The sequence below is a fragment of the Bacillus silvicola genome, assembly GCF_050524305.1.
Taxonomy (GTDB): Bacteria; Bacillota; Bacilli; order Bacillales; family Bacillaceae_G; genus Bacillus_A; species Bacillus_A cereus_AT.
On record NZ_JBNGVC010000012.1, the window covers coordinates 1,672,145 to 1,689,598 of the forward strand.

Sequence of the window (17,454 nt, forward strand, 5' to 3'; positions counted from 1 at the left end):
ATTTCATTAAATGAAAAGGATGGTATATAAATATGAGTACTGTGAATGTCCAAATTGGTTTACATGAATTATTGAACGGAAGCAATGCACAGATTCAACTAAGTGTTCCGCAATTAGTGGAAAAAGTATTAATGCGAAATGAAGGGAAATTAACTTCTACTGGTGCCGTTTCTGCTTCAACAGGAAAATACACAGGACGTTCTCCTAAAGATAAATTTATTGTGAAGGAAGCATCGGTTGCTGACAAAATTGCTTGGGGAGCTGTGAACCAACCGATTTCTGAAGAACATTTTAATAAATTATATACGAAAGTTTTAGAATACTTAAAAGAAAAAGAAGAGTTATTCGTCTTCAAAGGATTTGCTGGCGCTGACCGCAGCTATCGCCTACCAATTCAAGTTGTTAACGAATACGCATGGCATAATTTGTTCGTACATCAATTATTTATTCGTCCAACTGAAGAAGAATTAGCAACTCATGAATCAGAGTTCACAATTGTTTCTGCACCAAACTTTAAAGCAGATCCAGCAGTTGACGGTACAAATTCTGAAGCGTTCATTATGGTTTCATTTGAACAACGTATCGTGCTAATCGGTGGTACAGAATATGCTGGAGAAATGAAAAAATCAATCTTCTCTATTATGAACTTCTTACTACCTGAACAAGACATTCTTTCTATGCATTGCTCTGCAAACGTAGGTGAAGAAGGCGACGTAGCACTATTCTTCGGTTTATCTGGAACAGGTAAAACAACATTATCCGCTGATCCAAACCGTAAATTAATCGGTGATGATGAGCACGGTTGGTCTGATAACGGCGTATTCAATATTGAAGGCGGTTGCTACGCGAAATGTGTAAACCTTTCTCATGAGAAAGAGCCACAAATCTTCGATGCAATCAAATTCGGTTCAGTTTTAGAAAACGTTGTCATTGATGGTCAAACACGCATCGCTGACTATAACGATACTACTTTAACAGAAAATACACGTGCTGCATACCCTATGCATGCGATTGACAATATCGTACTGCCAAGTGTTGCAGGACATCCAAATACAATTATTTTCTTAACTGCTGATGCATCTGGCGTATTGCCTCCAATCAGTAAGTTATCAAAAGAGCAAGCTATGTACCATTTCTTAAGCGGTTACACTAGTAAACTAGCAGGAACAGAGCGCGGCGTTACATCTCCGCAAGCTACATTCTCAACTTGCTTCGGTTCACCGTTCTTACCACTTGATGCATCTCGCTATGCTGAAATGCTTGGTGAAAAAATCGAGAAACATGATGCGAAAGTATTCTTAGTAAACACTGGCTGGACTGGTGGCGAATACGGCGTTGGTAAACGTATGAACTTAGGTTATACTCGCGCAATGATTCAAGCAGCATTAAGCGGAGAACTTGCAAAAGCTGAAACTGCGAAACACGATATCTTCGGTCTTGAAGTTCCACTTCACGTACCAGGTGTACCTGACGAAGTATTAATGCCTGAACAAACTTGGGCTGATAAAGATGCTTACAAAGTGAAAGCAATTGAACTTGCAAACGAATTCAAAGCAAACTTCAAAAAGTTTGATAGCGTTTCTGAAGATATTATTAACTTAGGCGGCCCAATCGCTTAAGTATAAACTTTCTGTTGGAATAACCCTTTTACTCATATGAATAAGTGTCGTGTAACCGTAAAGTTCCGCGTACTCACCGACAAAACCCAATGCGGCTTAACGGTTACACACACTTACATAAAAAAGAAGCTTACGTGAAAAACGTAAGCTTCTTTCTATATCTTATATAAAGTGAAACTTTAATCTCTTCATCTGTGACTTAGCTCATAAAATTCCATACCAATAACTCATGAAATTACAGAAAATTCATTTTATAATCATTCATTTTTAATTTTTATGATAAATTTTACATATACAGGAAAGGAGGAGGACTATAAAAATTTTTTTCGTACAGGAAAAACTTTATTAAGTTATGGAGCGATCCAAATGTTTTGGGGACTTGTGATGCTTAATGTTAATTTATTTGAGCATACAAGTGAAACGATAAAATACATTATTCTAATTACCGGAATAGTTTGTTGTATTGTATCTAACTTTTTTAAAGAACCTAAGAGTCATACTAATAAGTGATTTACTGTTAACTTAGTGGAAGCAGAAACCTGCATTTTATGCAAAGTTACGCTTCCTGTTGTACTATCCATCCCTGGATCCTCTATTCTATCTAAAAAAGAGTTTTTTTATCTTTTTATCTTTTTTTAGCTCTTTGTTAATTCTTTCTCATCTTTCATACTATAATAGCCTAAATTAACAACAATTAAGAAATAACCGCCCAAAATGCCTACTGCAAATGCCCACATAACCATATGGTGCTCAATTTCGTACATAATCACAGCGCCCAAAATGGCAGCTGCAAAACGATTAAACATACCGAGCGTCGGCGCTTTTGTCTTCTTTACGATACTATCTCCAAGCTTTTCAATTCGTCTCCCTAAAAGCCAAACACAGTACATACTTACAATAAGTCCAATTCCAGCACCTAGAAAATGAGCTGAAAACGGTGTTAACATCCAGCCTAATAACAGAATACCTAGTAGATAATACGATTGAATTTTAAACGATCTTAATGACATACTAATCATGCTGTACCCCTCTTCAGTAGTTTTTATCTATCCAACAAAAGCTGTATAACTCATTTCTTTCGAGTTCATACTACTTAAAATTCATTCCAAATTAAAAACAACATAAACAATGTGTTTATGTTGTTCAAATATTTTCAGGAAATAATATTATACAAGATTTCAAACATTATATTCTCATGATTTGTGACGTTTTTCCAAACATTTTTCGTCCATTTATGAAAAAAGTGATATCAATCTATGAACATACGGATATGATGTAATAAGCACATAAATAAAGGGGGCGTCTAATGATTTATTTTTTAATGGCTCTCATTCACCTCATTATCCCTGCACTTATTGGACTTTCATTGTATTGGTACACGAAAAATCATAGTATTTTCTACGCTGTCCTCGGTGTTCTTCTTCCAGGTATTATTCTTATCACACTCTTCCGTATTCCATTTTTAAACTTAATTCCACTTATTACTGCTATCTTATTTCTCGTCTTCTTACCAAAAATAAAAAAATAGGAAAGCAGATCATAGGTGATCTGTTTTCCTATTTTGATATAGGTTCCCCCGCAGTAGGATGAACTTTTACTTTCTCCGATTTCACAAACCATAGACCGAAGAAAATAATAATTCCACCGATTATTTGTTGAAACGATACATATTCATTTGCCCATATGGCCGCAAATAAGACAGCAACGAGCGGCGTAATATACATATATACCATCGTATGTGATGCTCCAATTTTTTGAATACCAACATACCATATCACTAAACCAAATACTGTTACAAAGAAAATAGAATATAGTAAAGCAAATAGTGTCATTCCGTGCGTAATGTGAAATGGCATTAAAAATACATGTGGACCACTTAACAATAAGAGCGGAATCGCACCAACTAGTGCAGACCATGCAGTAACACGTAGTGCTGAATATTTTTTAATTAATGGTCCTGCTAAAACAGGATAAAGCCCCCAGCATATCGATGTAATTAGCCCAATTCCATTTCCATAAAAAGAACTAGCAAGTGAATGCCCTGCTACTAAAACTAATGCTACACCAAAAAAGGCAATCATTGAACCGATTAACTTTCGAGAAGAAAACTTTTCTTGTTTCAAAAAAATCGCAAATACAGTTGTAAAGATAGGTGAAATAGAAATGAGTAAAGAGGCATTTGTAGCGGATGTATATTTGACAGTTTCCATAAATAATGTTTGATACAGTACAATACCTACAACGCTAACGATGATTAATCTAGGTATATCCTTTCGCTCCATATAAACCGACTTTTCAATAAAAAATGTAAGGAGTAACATAAGCGGTGCTGCCGATATCATCCGAAGTGCAGTAAACTCAATTGCTGTAAATTCTAAAAGTCCATATTTCGCAATTGTAAAATTAATCCCCCAAATAATAACGACACTTAAAATTAATAACTCAATCCCCCATCTTTTCATGCGCAACCCCCTCCGCAAAGAAGATTATACAGAAAATTCAATCATATGTACATTTCATTATGTGAAAAAATTCATAAGAAAAAGGAGCATATTATACACTCCCTCTCTCTTCATTATACTCGAACATGTAACTTCATATTTGGATTATAAAACTGGCTTGGGCTCTTCAGCTGAAAAGTCCCTCCACCTTCATGCCAATCAACTGTTAACTTATCATCCATAAATACAAGCTTTGTGCGGTCTGCAATAAAATTTAGTACGCTTGATTCGATATCTACATCGCGCTCATCTTTCTCTGAAACGGCTACTAAATCAATAATCCCACTCATGACACAACCGCAACCTTCATTATCATAAAATAACTTTATATATTTCGTTTCACTTGGAATCGTATCCATAATCTTTTTATATGCTGCCTCTGTTACAGTAACGTACATGTGTGAACCTACATCCTCTCTTCTCGCATCATTTATATATTGTACCACCATTTTTCTTAAATTTTATATACAGAAAATTAAGACTACTATACAATATATGTGATAAAGTGAAACTTTAATCAGGGGGATATCCATCCCCCTCTGATTATTAGCCCTCGCCAATCAGGCTTTTACGGGCAGTTAATACACGATAACGGAGGTTGTATCACTGATGTTCAAACTACAGCGATATCCCACTTTCTTAGGTCTATTAGGTAGCTTTTTTATTTCTATCGGAATGGTATTACAACATATACTTCCCTATTCTCCTTCTATTGGCTGGATTCTAGGTTTTATTTGTTTCCTATCCGCTTCTTATTTTTCCATAAAAAACAAAAACAACTAACAAAGTAAGAATTATCTTAAGGAGGATTACTAAACATGCCAGCCTTAAAAGAAATAGAACAATCACTTAATCATTTATTCCAAATTAAAAAATACGGAAAAGACAGTGCCTTTAGTCGCTTCATTCCAGCTACATATGATCAAATCCAGTTTCCATGGCAACAATTTTTCGAAGCAAATTTTGTTGAGCTATTTAACGGTCTTATGATAAGAGGTGCTGAAAATGTAAACACAACCTTTTTAGCTGTGTTCCCAACTGATGATGTTCTCGAAAAATTCATTTCACAATCCATGCCAGGTGATTTACTCTTCATGCACCATCCACTTGTGATGGAGTGTGGTGATCCACTCGGAAAATCAGGGCACGGATTTATTCCAATTTCATCAAAATATTTGCAGGCAATAAAGGAAAAACAACTTTCTATATATACATGTCACGTTCCAATGGATTTTCATCAAACGCATGGAACTAGCATTTCAATCGCAAAAGCACTACAAGCCAATGTAATTGACGGATTTGCTTACGGTGGTCCAGATAACGAACCGGTCGGTCTCATTTGTGAAATAGATGAAACAACAACAGAAAAACTCCAAAAACGTCTAAAAAAGCTCTTTAATATTCCTTATATAGACTTCGAAGGTAAACAACACGATTCCATCAAGAAAATTGCAATTATCGCTGGCTGCGGCGATGTCGTATCTTTAATGAAAGAAGCAGAAGAAAAAGGTGCTGAAGCATATATTACAGGAGAAATCCATTGTCATATCGACAATGATTACGGCAAGCATAAATACTCGCTCATTATGGATTACGTAAAAGAAACAAACATGTCACTCATCGGTGTGTCACACTCTGCCTCTGAATATTTAGTGAAAGAGACATTGATGTATGATTGGTTTAAAGAGAATTTTGATGCGGACGTTACTTTGCTTCCACAGGAAAAATGGTGGTTATAAAACCTTAGTTATCGAACTAATAAGACCTCCCCTATTTTTAAAATCTATATACACAATACAATTGACCACACAAAAATATAGAATCTACAATATATATATAGTGGTTCTACTTTTATAATAGATTTTCAAAAATATAGAAAGGAGAAAGTACATGTATCAACGCAATTGTTTTAGCTGTGACGGTAGACGTAACAGTAGTTCTATCGGAAGCACTGGACCTACTGGCGCTACAGGACCCACTGGTGCTACAGGACCTACTGGCAATGCCGGACCTACTGGGGCCGGTTTGCAAAGTACTACCGCTTTTAGTCTAGCAGCCGCTCCTAACTATAAAACGGGACAAGTTGTGACTTACACGAGTAGCGGCTATGTTGTAAAAAAAGATGCACCTCAAGGTTTTCCGAATGTATCTCCAGATTATATCGTATTAGTAGAAGCTGGTCCTACTGGAAGCACTGGACCTACCGGCATTACTGGGACTACCGGGGGCACTGGACCTACTGGCATTACTGGTCCTACTGGAAGCACTGGACCTACCGGCATTACTGGGACTACCGGGGGCACTGGACCTACTGGCATTACTGGACCTACTGGCATCACTGGGACTACCGGGAGCACTGGACCTACTGGAAACACTGGGACTACCGGGAGCACTGGACCTACTGGCATCACTGGGACTACCGGGAGCACTGGACCTACTGGCATCACTGGGACTACCGGGAGCACTGGACCTACTGGCATTACTGGACCTACTGGAAACACTGGATCTACCGGAATCACTGGGACTACCGGGAGCACTGGACCTACTGGCATTACTGGACCTACCGGAAACACTGGATCTACCGGAATCACTGGGACTACCGGGAGCACTGGACCTACTGGCATTACTGGATCTACTGGAAACACTGGATCTACCGGAATCACTGGGACTACCGGGAGCACTGGACCTACTGGCATTACTGGACCTACTGGAAACACTGGATCTACCGGAATCATTGGGACTACCGGGAGCACTGGACCTACCGGCATTACTGGACCTACTGGAAACACTGGATCTACCGGAATCACTGGACCTACTGGCATTACTGGACCTACTGGAAACACTGGATCTACCGGAATCACTGGACCTACCGGGAGCACTGGACCTACCGGAATCACTGGGACTACCGGGAGCACTGGACCTACTGGCATCACTGGGACTACCGGGAGCACTGGACCTACCGGCATTACTGGGACTACCGGAATCACTGGACCTACCGGGAGCACCGGACCTACCGGGAACACCGGACCCGCTGGAAGCAGTTCAGCAAAAAGCATCCTTTTCCAAGGAACTAACACTGAGTTTCAACGTATAGCAGGTGCTCCAGCAGTTGATTCCAATATTATTCCTTATGTAGTTGCTGGATCTGGAAATATAGCTGGTTTTTCTGCATCTATAAATGTAAATAATTTGCCTATAGAAGTTTATACAATTCAAATCTGCACTAATGTCCCAACAAACCTTTCCGCCCCTACCTCTAATCACGTTATATCTACTATTACTTTTACCACTACGGCCAAAATCACTGGAACAATCACATTTACTATTACTCCTTCAGACGTTGGATCACAGCTAGTCCAAGTGTATGATCCTACCCCTTTACCAGGACCTGCCACTGTTATTTGGACTAGTACAACAACTGGAAATCCAGTTTCCAGAGGAGATGCATTATGCCTTTATATTAGCCCTGGGATTACTGACAGTGCTATATACTCCATTTTTCTAATTACCTCTATTTAAACTGTACTCTATAGAAAAAACTTTAATCAGTAGGGGGATCCCTTCCCTACTGATTATTGGTTCAACCAATTGGATCTTAGCGCAAGATAAATCAAAAAAACATCACTTTTGATTAAGTGATGTTTTCTATTTATCTCTTACACTATCATTAAATCGGCAACATAATCTCAACAGTCGTTCCAACTCCAACTTCACTTTCAAAGTTCAATTTACCGTGGTGATCTTTAATAATTTTTTCCGTAACTACTAATCCTAAGCCTGTTCCAGTTTCTTTCGTTGTGTAAAAAGCTTCATTTAGCTTCGGAATTTTATCTTTTGGAATGCCGCATCCCTCATCTATAATTTGAACAATTATCACATCTTCCACTATAACTTTTACAGTAATAGTTCCGCCAACTGACATTGCTTCAATCGCATTTTTTATTAAATTAAAAAATACTTGTTTCAATCGTTTTTCATCACATGTAATTGAAGGTATATCTTTACTATAAATAGCATGGATCTTTATCCCTTGTTCTAAAGCTGGCTTTTCCATAACTCTGATAACATAAGAGATGATTTCTTTAATATTATGAGTTTCGGATTCTACCGATTTAGATTTCTCAAACCCATTTAGTTCTGTAGCAATCGTATGAATTCGCTCTACTTCCTGTCTCATAATTTCACTATAAATCTTATCTTCTGGATATTTTTTCGCTTGCTTATTTACAAGTTTTTTCAATTTTTCTAACGGTCTTCTAATCTTATCACCAATTACTGTTGCCATTTTTCCAACCATCGCCAATTTTTCTACCTTTTGTATTTCTTTGTCCATCATTTCAAGTGTACGAACGTAAGATTGGAATCTTAAAAATATAATCCAACATATAATAACAAACACGCTATATAATGCTATTGGGATAAGAATAATAAAGGATTGAACAACGAATCCCATAAGTGCATATTTTCCAACAATAGTTCCGGCAACTAACCAAAAGTACCTCTTATTCACAAATATCGGTGCAAATAAAATAAAGAATCCTTCTACTATATTCCCGCCATCAAATTCCATATCACTTCCGTAATAAATAGTGAAGTTATTAATAAAATCCAATATATTATAGCCAATTAAAATAATATACTTCACAATATAAGGCTTTTTCCGTTTCATAAAATAAAGTCCTATAAAGAATAATCCAATCATCAAACTATATAGCCATAGACCTAAGCCTTCTCCAAAAACATCTGCTAGTTTTTGATTTTCATCTGATAAAAGGACACTAGCCTTTTCAGTAAAATCATACGCAAAAAATATAACGAAGAATAAGCTTAAAAACATTTTTAATGCCTTTATCTCTTCTTTTTCAAATATATTGTCTTTTTCCATATGATAACTCCTTTAACAACACCTCTTAATCTTGTGTCACATCGCGCCCACATTTTTTCGGGAGCAGTATTTCTACTCTCGTTCCTTTCTTTACTTCACTAGAAATGTGTAATTCTCCAAGATGCTCCGTAATAATTCGCTCTGCTACCGTAAGACCTAATCCAATTCTATCTTGCTTTGTTGTATAAAAAGCATTCTTAACTCTTCCTAAATTATCTTTTTTTATCCCAAAGCCACTATCTACTATACTTACTATTACGTAATCTCTTTTTTTATTTTCAACTTGTATTTTTAATGTTCCACCATGTTCCATTGCCTCTAAAGCATTTTTAATAACATACAAAAATACTCCTTTTAATTTGCGTTTATCACATTCAATTTCACTTCTATTTTGCTCTTCATTAAAGGTGCAATTTATATTTAACTCTTCCATTTTTCCGCGCATGTTTTCTACCGCTTGTACTAAAACATCACTTACAATGTGTTTTTCATAAACAGAAGGTTTACATGTAGCAACCTCCATTAATTCACTAATCATATTATTCATATTTTCTATTTCAAGAATCATTTGTCCATATGTTGCATCTTTTTCGTGTTTCTCTTTTTGTAATTGCGTAAACCCTTTTAATGAAGCAAGTGGATTTTTAATTTCATGTCCGACTGTCGCTGCCATTTTTCCGATAACCGCCAATTTTTGTGACTGACTTGCCTCTGCAATACGTCCCTTTACCGCTGAAAGATATTCTAAAAATCGATTTAAAATAATAAATGACACGAAAAGTAACACCATATTTATAACAAGAGGTATAAACAAGTTAAGTTCTCCAAATACAAATAGGTATATCATATATTTCCCTATAAGAAATGGTGCTAAGACAAATAAATATCTTTTACTCAAAAATATCGGTACGAAGAAAATGAAAATATATTCAATTACATTCCCTTCATCAAATGCTATTGTATTATGAAAAGCATACCATCCAATATTAAAAATCTCTGCGATCATGTATGCAAATAAATATGTATATTTAACTAAATATGCTTTTCCTCTCTCAAATAAATAAACACTAATACCTAATATAGCCATAATATATGCAAGCTTCCATATCACTTTATACCAATTTCCTAAAGGCATTTTATTTTCTAATATAATCACGTATGCAACCTCGTATACAATTAAAATAACATGCATTACCCATAAGAAAATCTGAGCGTTTTTCTTTTCTTCTTTAGCTGATAGAAAACTCTCTCCCACTTCAACACCCCTTCAAAAGAATACCATTTATTATAATAAATGATTTTCATAGACAAACAAAGATAAATTGAACAAATGAGGAAAATCAATCCATAGATAATATACTTCTTCAGACCATATGTAAGCATAAAAATCATGAAAAATAATACGTATAATATGGGAGGTGCTTTATATGGACGGTCGTGAAAATAAAAAAATAGAACAGTTACAATCCTTTACAAAAGACAATGAAGGAAAAGAGATGACAACAAATACAGGTGTCAAAATTTCAAATGATGAAAACTCTTTAACCGCCGGCGATCGTGGTCCTACACTTTTAGAAGATTTCCTTATGCGAGAAAAACTCGCTCATTTTGACCGCGAACGAATTCCTGAGAGAGTCGTGCACGCCCGCGGTTACGGAGCACATGGTGTTTTTGAGCTATATGAATCTTTAGAAGACTTAACAATGGCTCATTTTTTACAAGACCCATCTAAAAAAACACCTATTTTTATTCGTTTTTCCGAAGTTGCTGGATCAAAAGGTGCAAATGAAACGAACCGAGATGTACGAGGGTTTGCTGTTAAGTTTTATACAGAAGAAGGAAATTTCGATTTAGTAGGAAACAACATTCCAATTTTCTTCATTCAAGATGGTATTAAATTTCCGGATCTTATTCATGCTCTTAAACCCGAGCCACATAATGAGATTCCCCAGGGGCAAACAGCACATGATACTTTTTGGGACTTTATCGCCAATAATCAAGAATCAGCTGCGATGATGATGTGGATTATGTCGGATCGCTCAATTCCGAGAAGTTTTCGAATGATGCAAGGATTCGGCGTTCATACATTTCGCTTAGTTAATACGCACGGAAAGTCCCGATTCGTAAAATTTCACTGGAAGCCTAAGCTTGGCGTTCACTCGTTAATTTGGGATGAAGCTCAAAAACTAGGCGGTGCTGATCCAGATTATCATCGCCGTGATTTATGGGAAAATATTAATGCTGGAAACTACCCTGAGTATGAACTTGGCATTCAAATTTTAGAAGAAGAGGATGAATTTAAATACGATTTCGATATATTAGATGCAACAAAAATTTGGCCGGAAGAAGACTTCCCTGTTAAAATCATCGGAAAAATGACGTTAAATCGGAACGTTGATAACGTATTTGCTGAAACAGAACAAGTCGCACTGCATCCTGGAAGCATTGTCCGTGGTATTGATTTTACAAATGATCCTCTCTTACAAGGTAGGCTCTTTTCTTATACAGATACACAATTGGCGCGCGTCGGTACAAACTATCAAGAATTACCGATTAATCGTCCGATATGCCCGTTTCATAACAACCAAAGAGATGGTGCTTCTAAATATATAATTGATAAAGGGAAAGTCGCTTATCATAATAACTCCTTAGCTAATAATTCTCCTTACACTGTCCCTGGAACAAAGGGTGGATTTGTTACATACCCTTCTACTGTATCTGGGCATAAAACGAGAGAAACAGCTGCAAGTTTTAAAGACCACTTCTCACAAGCACGCTTATTTTGGAATAGTATGAGTCACGTCGAAAAAATCCATATTATACAAGCCTTCTCCTTTGAATTAGGAAAAGTAAAAAGTAAATCTGTTCGCCAACAAGTCGTAAGTATGATTGGTCATATTAGTACAGAATTGGCTACTTTAGTCGCAGAAGCGGTCGGGGTAACAGTACCCAATGTTCAAGAATCCAATGTCACAAAATCATCTCCAGCACTCAGTATGGCAAATACAACATTTAGTCCAAGTACATTACGGGTAGGTGTCATTGTTGCAAACGGGTATGACGGACAAAACGCACAATCTATGCTTCAGCAATTCAAACGAGTCGGTCTGCAGCCAGTAATTATTTCTGAACGATTAGGTATAGTGCAAGGAACACAAAATGTACAGTGGGATGTAAATGATACTTTTTTAACAGGATCTCCACTTCTTTACGATGGCCTACTTCTTATTGGTGGAAATATTGATGATCATTTTCTTAATAAAGCAAATTCATTTGTAGTAGAATCATATAACCACTTTAAGCCAATCGGGGCTTTCCAAAATGGAACTACTATTATTCAATCTTTAAATATTGAAGGAAAACCTGGCGTTATAACAGAACAAAACCCTACTCTATTTGCGAATGAATTTATTCAGGCAATGACAAAACGGCGCTTTTGGGAGAGAGCCTATTAAAATGTATGAGGAGGATATATCATGTTCGTTACAGTGGAAAAAGATGTACATATTTTTGTGCAAGATATGAACCCAGATCCTGACAGTAAAACTGTTTTCTTCGTACACGGATGGCCTTTGAATCACCAAATGTTTCAATATCAATTCAATGTTTTACCACAGCACGGTTTTCGCTGCGTCGCCATGGACATTCGCGGAAACGGGCAATCTGATAAACCATGGACCGGTTACACATACGATCGTTTAGCTGACGATATCGCAATTGTATTAGAAGCACTTCAAATACAAAATGCTACGTTAGTTGGTTTCTCAGTCGGCGGTGCTCTTTCTATTCGATACATGTCCCGATATAACGGTCGCCATATTTCTAAACTTGCATTAATCGATGCCGTCTCCCCCTCTTTCGTAAAAAACCAACAATCCCCTTACGGCGTACCGAAAGAACAAGCAGATACCCTTATTAATCAAATGTATGTAAATTTGCCTAAATTTCTAAATGATGTATCTTTATCATTTTTTAATAGGAACTTAGGAGCCGCTACGTTAGAATGGTTTTCTTATCTCGGTATGCAGTCCGCTTCCTATGCTCTCATCAAAATTTTGCAAGCTGCTGCAAACGAAGACGTAACGAAGGACTTAAGTAAAATTAACGTCCCAACAAAAATATTCCACGGTGTTCACGATCAACTTATTCCTTATAAAAGCGCTGAGCTAACAAAAGAGCGAATTAAAAACTCTGAAATATACCCTCTTACAAATAGCGGGCACGGCTCTCCTATCGATCAAGCGGATGAGTTAAATAAAGAACTTATTAAATTTTTAAATTCATAGTTACTTTACAAAAAAAGAATTTGCCCTTACGGCAAATTCTTTTTCTTAACTACCTTTTTCTATCGATTTAGAAGACACCGGAATGAACAATGATTTATCTATTTCCTTCTTTTCCTGTCTTTGTTCATATGGCTCTTTCTTTGTCTTTTTATACATAGAATATAGATTACTACCTTGCTCTTTCTTTATTCCTTTGATCATCATATGTAAAACGAATATAGAAACAGTAAAGAATAGTCATAGAATACGTATACGGTTCAATAATTCGTTCAAAAAAGGGAATTGACTGCATAGTGTTCGTATCAATATGTGCAATCTCCTTTGGAGAAGCTAACCTCTGTAAAAATGTAATAAAGTCAAGCTTATTCCCTAGAAACAAATCATCTAATTATACACTAAACGAAAGATTCACACACTTCTCACAAATCAATCAATAAATCGATTCTATTTTAATTTATACTAAATGTACAGGTAATACTCCCTAAACCCAGACTGTCTGGTTACCCCGTTAAATACTATGAAAAAAGAACTTGTATTGTATACAAGTTCTTTTTTTCGCTTATTTAAATAATATATCCTTACTATATTGCTTTCCGGCGAGTAAGTCATATTGAATAAACTCATATTGCTTTAACATTTCTTTTTGCTTCGCTGTTAAATTTTTTATTACTTCTCCGTCTTTTCCTATCATCAATTCGTCACGAAGTACGGGAACTTCTTCATATAACTTCGATAAAAATTGATAGAACGGTACCTTATTTAATCCAGCATAATCAAGGACAAGGTTTGAAAAATAAATTGGACTTACTAAACCTAAATTGTCATTTGGTATATCAAAATTGGCATACATTAATAATGGCGTTTGTGCCATTGCTAATCGTTCACTTGGCGTTTTTTCATTTGTTATATAGCCAGTCTCTTTATAAAGAGATTTATTTGTTCCTAGTGATGGGAGATGATCTCCAAAAAACACCAATAATGTAGGTCTATCTAGACTATCTAGTTGCTCTATTAAATATTGAAGAGCTTCATCTGAACGTCTTAAACCTTCTGTATAAGTCTCTAATTCAGCCCTCGATTCTTCATTTTCTAATCCACTAATCTCGATTTGATTTTCGCCAAATCTTCCTTCTGTAAATGGAAAATGATTTTGCATCGTAACTGCATGAACAAACGTAGGTTTCTTTTGTTTCTCTAATTCAGCTATTATCTCTTTACTTATAGATAAATCGCTAATATAATCTCCATCAACTTCTACATTTTCCATCGTATCTTGTGCATTAAAATTATCAAAACCTAACACTTTATATACATCATCGCGTTTAAAAAATGAGCGACCGAACGAATGAATAGCGCTCGTGTAATACCCTTCTTTTTTCAATGTTCGAGGAATGGATGGAATTTCTATTTTATTTGTAACGACTTGCTGATATGGTATAGATCCTGGTTTTAACAAACTCATTGAATAACTCGTTAACGCCTCAAATTCAACATTCGCAGTATTCCCTCCAAATGTTGGCGAAATAGTTTGTCCACCTGGAAAACTTTCTATATAATGATGCAAATTCGGTAAAGGATCTTCACTAAAGGAAAGATTCGTTAATTTCGTTGGATCCCAAAACGATTCACTCATTACAAAAATAATATTTGGTTTCTCTTCTTGTTTCTGTACCCCTATATTGCTACCATATTGTTTCTTTATGTCGTTTGCTATTTGAAGCATATTTTCTTTTGAATAATCTTTCGGCTTTTCAATGACTGTCGTATCTAAATTACTTATAAAGCCTAACACAAAACCATTCGAAGCATAATTTTCATTTTGATTCCACAAAACGAACTCTATACCCGACTTTTGAAACCATTTATTCATAAACGTATTCGTAAAATTACCATACGCATATAAAACAAAAACGGATCCTACTACTAATAAGGCTCTTACTCCTGGATGAATCTTTACACTTTGAATATATTTTCTAATATATATCCCCGCTATAATACAAGCTACAATACTTACGATAACGACAAAAATATAACTCCAACTAAAATATTCCATCACCATCGGTATAACAGATTGCATATGGCCAATCTGTGTAAAATCAGAAGGATATAGAGGCTCTCCTCTAAAAATAATTTTAAAGTGATTTACAATAGCCAAAATAATTAATACACTGCTTGTCAAAATAGTACTCAAAAAAACTTTTCCAAGTACGTTGTACACCAAGACATATATCGCATAAATTAAAATTAAGCTAAATATAAACTGTGCATTATAGCTGTAAATCCAATTCATTGTATTGAATAGGTCCATATTATTTTGCATAAAAATAAAAAGTAGAGTAACCGCATGAGCTACTAAAAAAGTTCTAATATAAATCCGAATAATCGGTTTAAATTTATTAACTATACCTTTATTTAAATATGCAACATACAGTAGTACAACCCACATCAAAATTGTCATTGTGCTTAAAACAATTTTTTGATTTAACATATCTTTCATCGCATCTAAACTAAAATATTTTAAAATCAAGAAAAGTGTGGGTACAACATATAAGGTTACTAAACCACTTAAAAGCGCTGAAATTAATATACTTCTTCTTGGCTGATGAAATGAAGAATTATCCCTCAATTCATTCCCTCTTTTCTGTTTATTAATTTCACCCCGCACCGTAATAAAATATTACTTATATAAACATAACATATTATGTACACAACGTCTTCTCATGTACACCCTCCGTATAGTGTCATCTGTTACCTTTTGTACATACCGAATAGAAAAAAGAGATTTCCTAAGAAAGGAAATCTCTTTTTCTTTTTCATTACCCAACACTTTGAACACGGCCAATTTGTCCATCTTGTAATCGAACTTTAATTCCGTACGTATGTGTTTCCGTGTTTGTTAAAATATCTTTCACAACACCGCTCACAGTTTTACTATAATCTTTATCTAATTGGATAACTACATGGGAACCGACCGAAATTTGTGATCTTGTCGGCTTCCCACCCGTTGCTTGTGTTGTTTTTTCTTGTTTCTGTGTTCTCTCTTGTTGTGCAGACTGTTGTTGCTGGATCTTCTGCTGTTCTTGCTTACGTTTTTCTTCTTCTACTCTTTGTTGCTCTTCTTGCTTACGCTTTTCTTCTTCTACTCTTTGCTGCTCTTCCTGCTTACGCTTTTCTTCTTCTACCCTTTGCTGTTCTTCTTGCTTACGCTTTTCTTCTTCTACTCTTTGCTGCTCTTCTTGCTTATGCTTCTCTTCTTCTACTCTTTGCTGCTCTTCCTGCTTACGCTTTTCTTCCGCTGCCTTTTGTTGTTCTTCTTGTTTACTTTCCTCTTCTACCTTCTTATCTTCTACTTTCTTCTCATCTATTTTCTGTTCTTCCGCTGCCTTCAGCTTGTCCTCTTCATCTTTACAAGCTGTTAAAACAACTACACATAAGCCCGTAAGTACAAATAATAATAATTTCTTTAACATTAAAAAATCCTCCTATATATACATTACAAATAATGACCTTTAATAGAATAACAAATATGTATGAACCCAATTGTCGTAATTTGTCGTATGCATTGAATTTCCCATGTAACACTATATGCTACAATTGGAAAAAGGGGGGCCAATGTGAATACACCTACATTCTCATTTCCCAAAATCATTTTCCTCATTATTTACTTCATGCTATATATTCCATTCTTCATTCGAATTACTTCTCACAAGCCGTTAGAATTTGGATTGCTTTCTCATACTCTTATCCTCTCTTCCTATTTAGCAATTACCATTTTAAATTACAAAAAGAAGAACAACAACAAATGGACTAATTGTAGAATGGATAAAGGCGCTTTCTGTGTCTTAATTAGTAAAAACAAAGAAAAGACACCCATATAAGAGTGTCTTTTCCGATAGTTTTTTAGCAGAAGCAAGAAGCTCCAACTATGATTAATAAAATAAATAATACAACTAATAAAGCAAAGCCGCCGCCACAACTACTACAACTACCACCAAAGCCCATAATAGTTCCTCCTTTAGATAAGAGGAGAAAACAAGGTGTCACTCATGTATTTTAACGGATTCAATTTACTTTATGTTTTTACTCATTAATTGAGCAGGTCCTTTAAGAAAAAAAGAAAAGACACCCTAAGGTGCCTTCCTCTGACTTGATAACCAAGTTTT

The 17,454-nt window shown here is 35.7% G+C and carries 15 protein-coding genes and 1 pseudogene; 7 read left to right on the forward strand and 9 right to left on the reverse strand.

Annotated elements, in window-relative coordinates; genetic code table 11:
• Positions 1-32 precede the first annotated feature (32 nt).
• Positions 33-1,619: a phosphoenolpyruvate carboxykinase (ATP) gene (pckA, locus tag ACP6L7_RS20700; RefSeq protein WP_097829597.1), complete on the forward strand. Its 1,587-nt coding sequence runs from the start codon at positions 33-35 to the stop codon at positions 1,617-1,619.
• Between the two features lie 276 nt (positions 1,620-1,895).
• Complete coding sequence (locus ACP6L7_RS20705) at positions 1,896-2,129, forward strand: hypothetical protein (RefSeq protein ID WP_097829596.1); 234 nt, start codon at positions 1,896-1,898, stop codon at positions 2,127-2,129.
• Positions 2,130-2,254: 125 nt separating this feature from the next.
• On the opposite strand, the gene ACP6L7_RS20710 is transcribed toward ACP6L7_RS20705, so the two are convergent.
• Positions 2,255-2,638, reverse strand: a complete 384-nt coding sequence (locus tag ACP6L7_RS20710) for an ATP synthase subunit I (protein ID WP_097829595.1) — start codon at positions 2,636-2,638, stop codon at positions 2,255-2,257.
• A gap of 287 nt (positions 2,639-2,925) precedes the next feature.
• Between ACP6L7_RS20710 and ACP6L7_RS20715 the strand changes: the two genes are divergently transcribed.
• Positions 2,926-3,147: a hypothetical protein gene (locus tag ACP6L7_RS20715; RefSeq protein WP_000639043.1), complete on the forward strand. Its 222-nt coding sequence runs from the start codon at positions 2,926-2,928 to the stop codon at positions 3,145-3,147.
• Between the two features lie 28 nt (positions 3,148-3,175).
• On the opposite strand, the gene ACP6L7_RS20720 is transcribed toward ACP6L7_RS20715, so the two are convergent.
• A complete protein-coding gene (locus ACP6L7_RS20720) occupies positions 3,176-4,081 on the reverse strand; it encodes a DMT family transporter (protein WP_097829594.1) in 906 nt (301 codons plus the stop codon).
• A 113-nt stretch (positions 4,082-4,194) separates the two neighbouring features.
• Positions 4,195-4,518 carry an iron-sulfur cluster biosynthesis family protein gene (locus ACP6L7_RS20725; protein ID WP_000289574.1) on the reverse strand — a complete coding sequence of 108 codons (324 nt, stop codon included), beginning with the start codon at positions 4,516-4,518 and terminating at the stop codon, positions 4,195-4,197.
• A 420-nt stretch (positions 4,519-4,938) separates the two neighbouring features.
• On the opposite strand from ACP6L7_RS20725, the gene ACP6L7_RS20730 reads away from it, so the two are divergent.
• Together ACP6L7_RS20730 and ACP6L7_RS20735 are read left to right on the forward strand one after the other, a co-directional pair.
• A complete protein-coding gene (locus ACP6L7_RS20730) occupies positions 4,939-5,859 on the forward strand; it encodes a Nif3-like dinuclear metal center hexameric protein (protein ID WP_097829592.1) in 921 nt (306 codons plus the stop codon).
• Positions 5,860-6,010: 151 nt separating this feature from the next.
• Positions 6,011-7,639, forward strand: a complete 1,629-nt coding sequence (locus tag ACP6L7_RS20735) for a collagen-like protein (RefSeq protein WP_430529366.1) — start codon at positions 6,011-6,013, stop codon at positions 7,637-7,639.
• Between the two features lie 148 nt (positions 7,640-7,787).
• Here ACP6L7_RS20735 and ACP6L7_RS20740 read toward each other — a convergent pair whose 3' ends face one another.
• Both ACP6L7_RS20740 and ACP6L7_RS20745 read right to left on the reverse strand, forming a co-directional pair.
• A complete protein-coding gene (locus ACP6L7_RS20740; protein ID WP_097829591.1) occupies positions 7,788-9,005 on the reverse strand; it encodes an ATP-binding protein in 1,218 nt (405 codons plus the stop codon).
• A 25-nt stretch (positions 9,006-9,030) separates the two neighbouring features.
• Positions 9,031-10,260, reverse strand: coding sequence for an ATP-binding protein (locus ACP6L7_RS20745; RefSeq protein WP_097829590.1), 1,230 nt, complete (start codon positions 10,258-10,260; stop codon positions 9,031-9,033).
• A gap of 172 nt (positions 10,261-10,432) precedes the next feature.
• On the opposite strand from ACP6L7_RS20745, the gene ACP6L7_RS20750 reads away from it, so the two are divergent.
• Together ACP6L7_RS20750 and ACP6L7_RS20755 are read left to right on the forward strand one after the other, a co-directional pair.
• Positions 10,433-12,460, forward strand: a complete 2,028-nt coding sequence (locus ACP6L7_RS20750; RefSeq protein ID WP_098361862.1) for a catalase — start codon at positions 10,433-10,435, stop codon at positions 12,458-12,460.
• A gap of 21 nt (positions 12,461-12,481) precedes the next feature.
• Positions 12,482-13,291, forward strand: coding sequence for an alpha/beta fold hydrolase (locus ACP6L7_RS20755; protein ID WP_097829588.1), 810 nt, complete (start codon positions 12,482-12,484; stop codon positions 13,289-13,291).
• 45 nt (positions 13,292-13,336) lie between these two features.
• Here the strand turns inward: ACP6L7_RS20755 and ACP6L7_RS20760 are convergent.
• The 4 genes and pseudogenes from ACP6L7_RS20760 to ACP6L7_RS20775 all read right to left on the reverse strand — a co-directional run.
• Positions 13,337-13,528 (reverse strand): annotated as a pseudogene (locus ACP6L7_RS20760) (ABC transporter permease subunit); the annotation flags it as partial.
• A 322-nt stretch (positions 13,529-13,850) separates the two neighbouring features.
• The gene (locus tag ACP6L7_RS20765) at positions 13,851-15,917 is read right to left on the reverse strand and encodes an LTA synthase family protein (protein WP_097829586.1); all 2,067 of its coding nucleotides are present in this window, start codon (positions 15,915-15,917) and stop codon (positions 13,851-13,853) included.
• Positions 15,918-16,107: 190 nt separating this feature from the next.
• Complete coding sequence (locus ACP6L7_RS20770) at positions 16,108-16,761, reverse strand: YwbE family protein (protein ID WP_097829585.1); 654 nt, start codon at positions 16,759-16,761, stop codon at positions 16,108-16,110.
• A gap of 430 nt (positions 16,762-17,191) precedes the next feature.
• Entirely contained in the window at positions 17,192-17,293 is a 102-nt protein-coding gene (locus ACP6L7_RS20775) for a YjcZ family sporulation protein (protein ID WP_000505688.1), read from the reverse strand.
• Positions 17,294-17,454 lie beyond the last annotated feature (161 nt).

Coding starts and splice junctions, on each gene's coding strand:
- pckA (WP_097829597.1), top strand. CDS start 33: ATGAGTACTGTGAATGTCCAAATTGGTTTACATGAATTATTGAACGGA.
- ACP6L7_RS20705 (WP_097829596.1), top strand. CDS start 1,896: ATGATAAATTTTACATATACAGGAAAGGAGGAGGACTATAAAAATTTT.
- ACP6L7_RS20710 (WP_097829595.1), bottom strand. CDS start 2,638: ATGATTAGTATGTCATTAAGATCGTTTAAAATTCAATCGTATTATCTA.
- ACP6L7_RS20715 (WP_000639043.1), top strand. CDS start 2,926: ATGATTTATTTTTTAATGGCTCTCATTCACCTCATTATCCCTGCACTT.
- ACP6L7_RS20720 (WP_097829594.1), bottom strand. CDS start 4,081: ATGAAAAGATGGGGGATTGAGTTATTAATTTTAAGTGTCGTTATTATT.
- ACP6L7_RS20725 (WP_000289574.1), bottom strand. CDS start 4,518: ATGTACGTTACTGTAACAGAGGCAGCATATAAAAAGATTATGGATACG.
- ACP6L7_RS20730 (WP_097829592.1), top strand. CDS start 4,939: ATGCCAGCCTTAAAAGAAATAGAACAATCACTTAATCATTTATTCCAA.
- ACP6L7_RS20735 (WP_430529366.1), top strand. CDS start 6,011: ATGTATCAACGCAATTGTTTTAGCTGTGACGGTAGACGTAACAGTAGT.
- ACP6L7_RS20740 (WP_097829591.1), bottom strand. CDS start 9,005: ATGGAAAAAGACAATATATTTGAAAAAGAAGAGATAAAGGCATTAAAA.
- ACP6L7_RS20750 (WP_098361862.1), top strand. CDS start 10,433: ATGGACGGTCGTGAAAATAAAAAAATAGAACAGTTACAATCCTTTACA.
- ACP6L7_RS20755 (WP_097829588.1), top strand. CDS start 12,482: ATGTTCGTTACAGTGGAAAAAGATGTACATATTTTTGTGCAAGATATG.
- ACP6L7_RS20770 (WP_097829585.1), bottom strand. CDS start 16,761: ATGTTAAAGAAATTATTATTATTTGTACTTACGGGCTTATGTGTAGTT.
- ACP6L7_RS20775 (WP_000505688.1), bottom strand. CDS start 17,293: ATGGGCTTTGGTGGTAGTTGTAGTAGTTGTGGCGGCGGCTTTGCTTTA.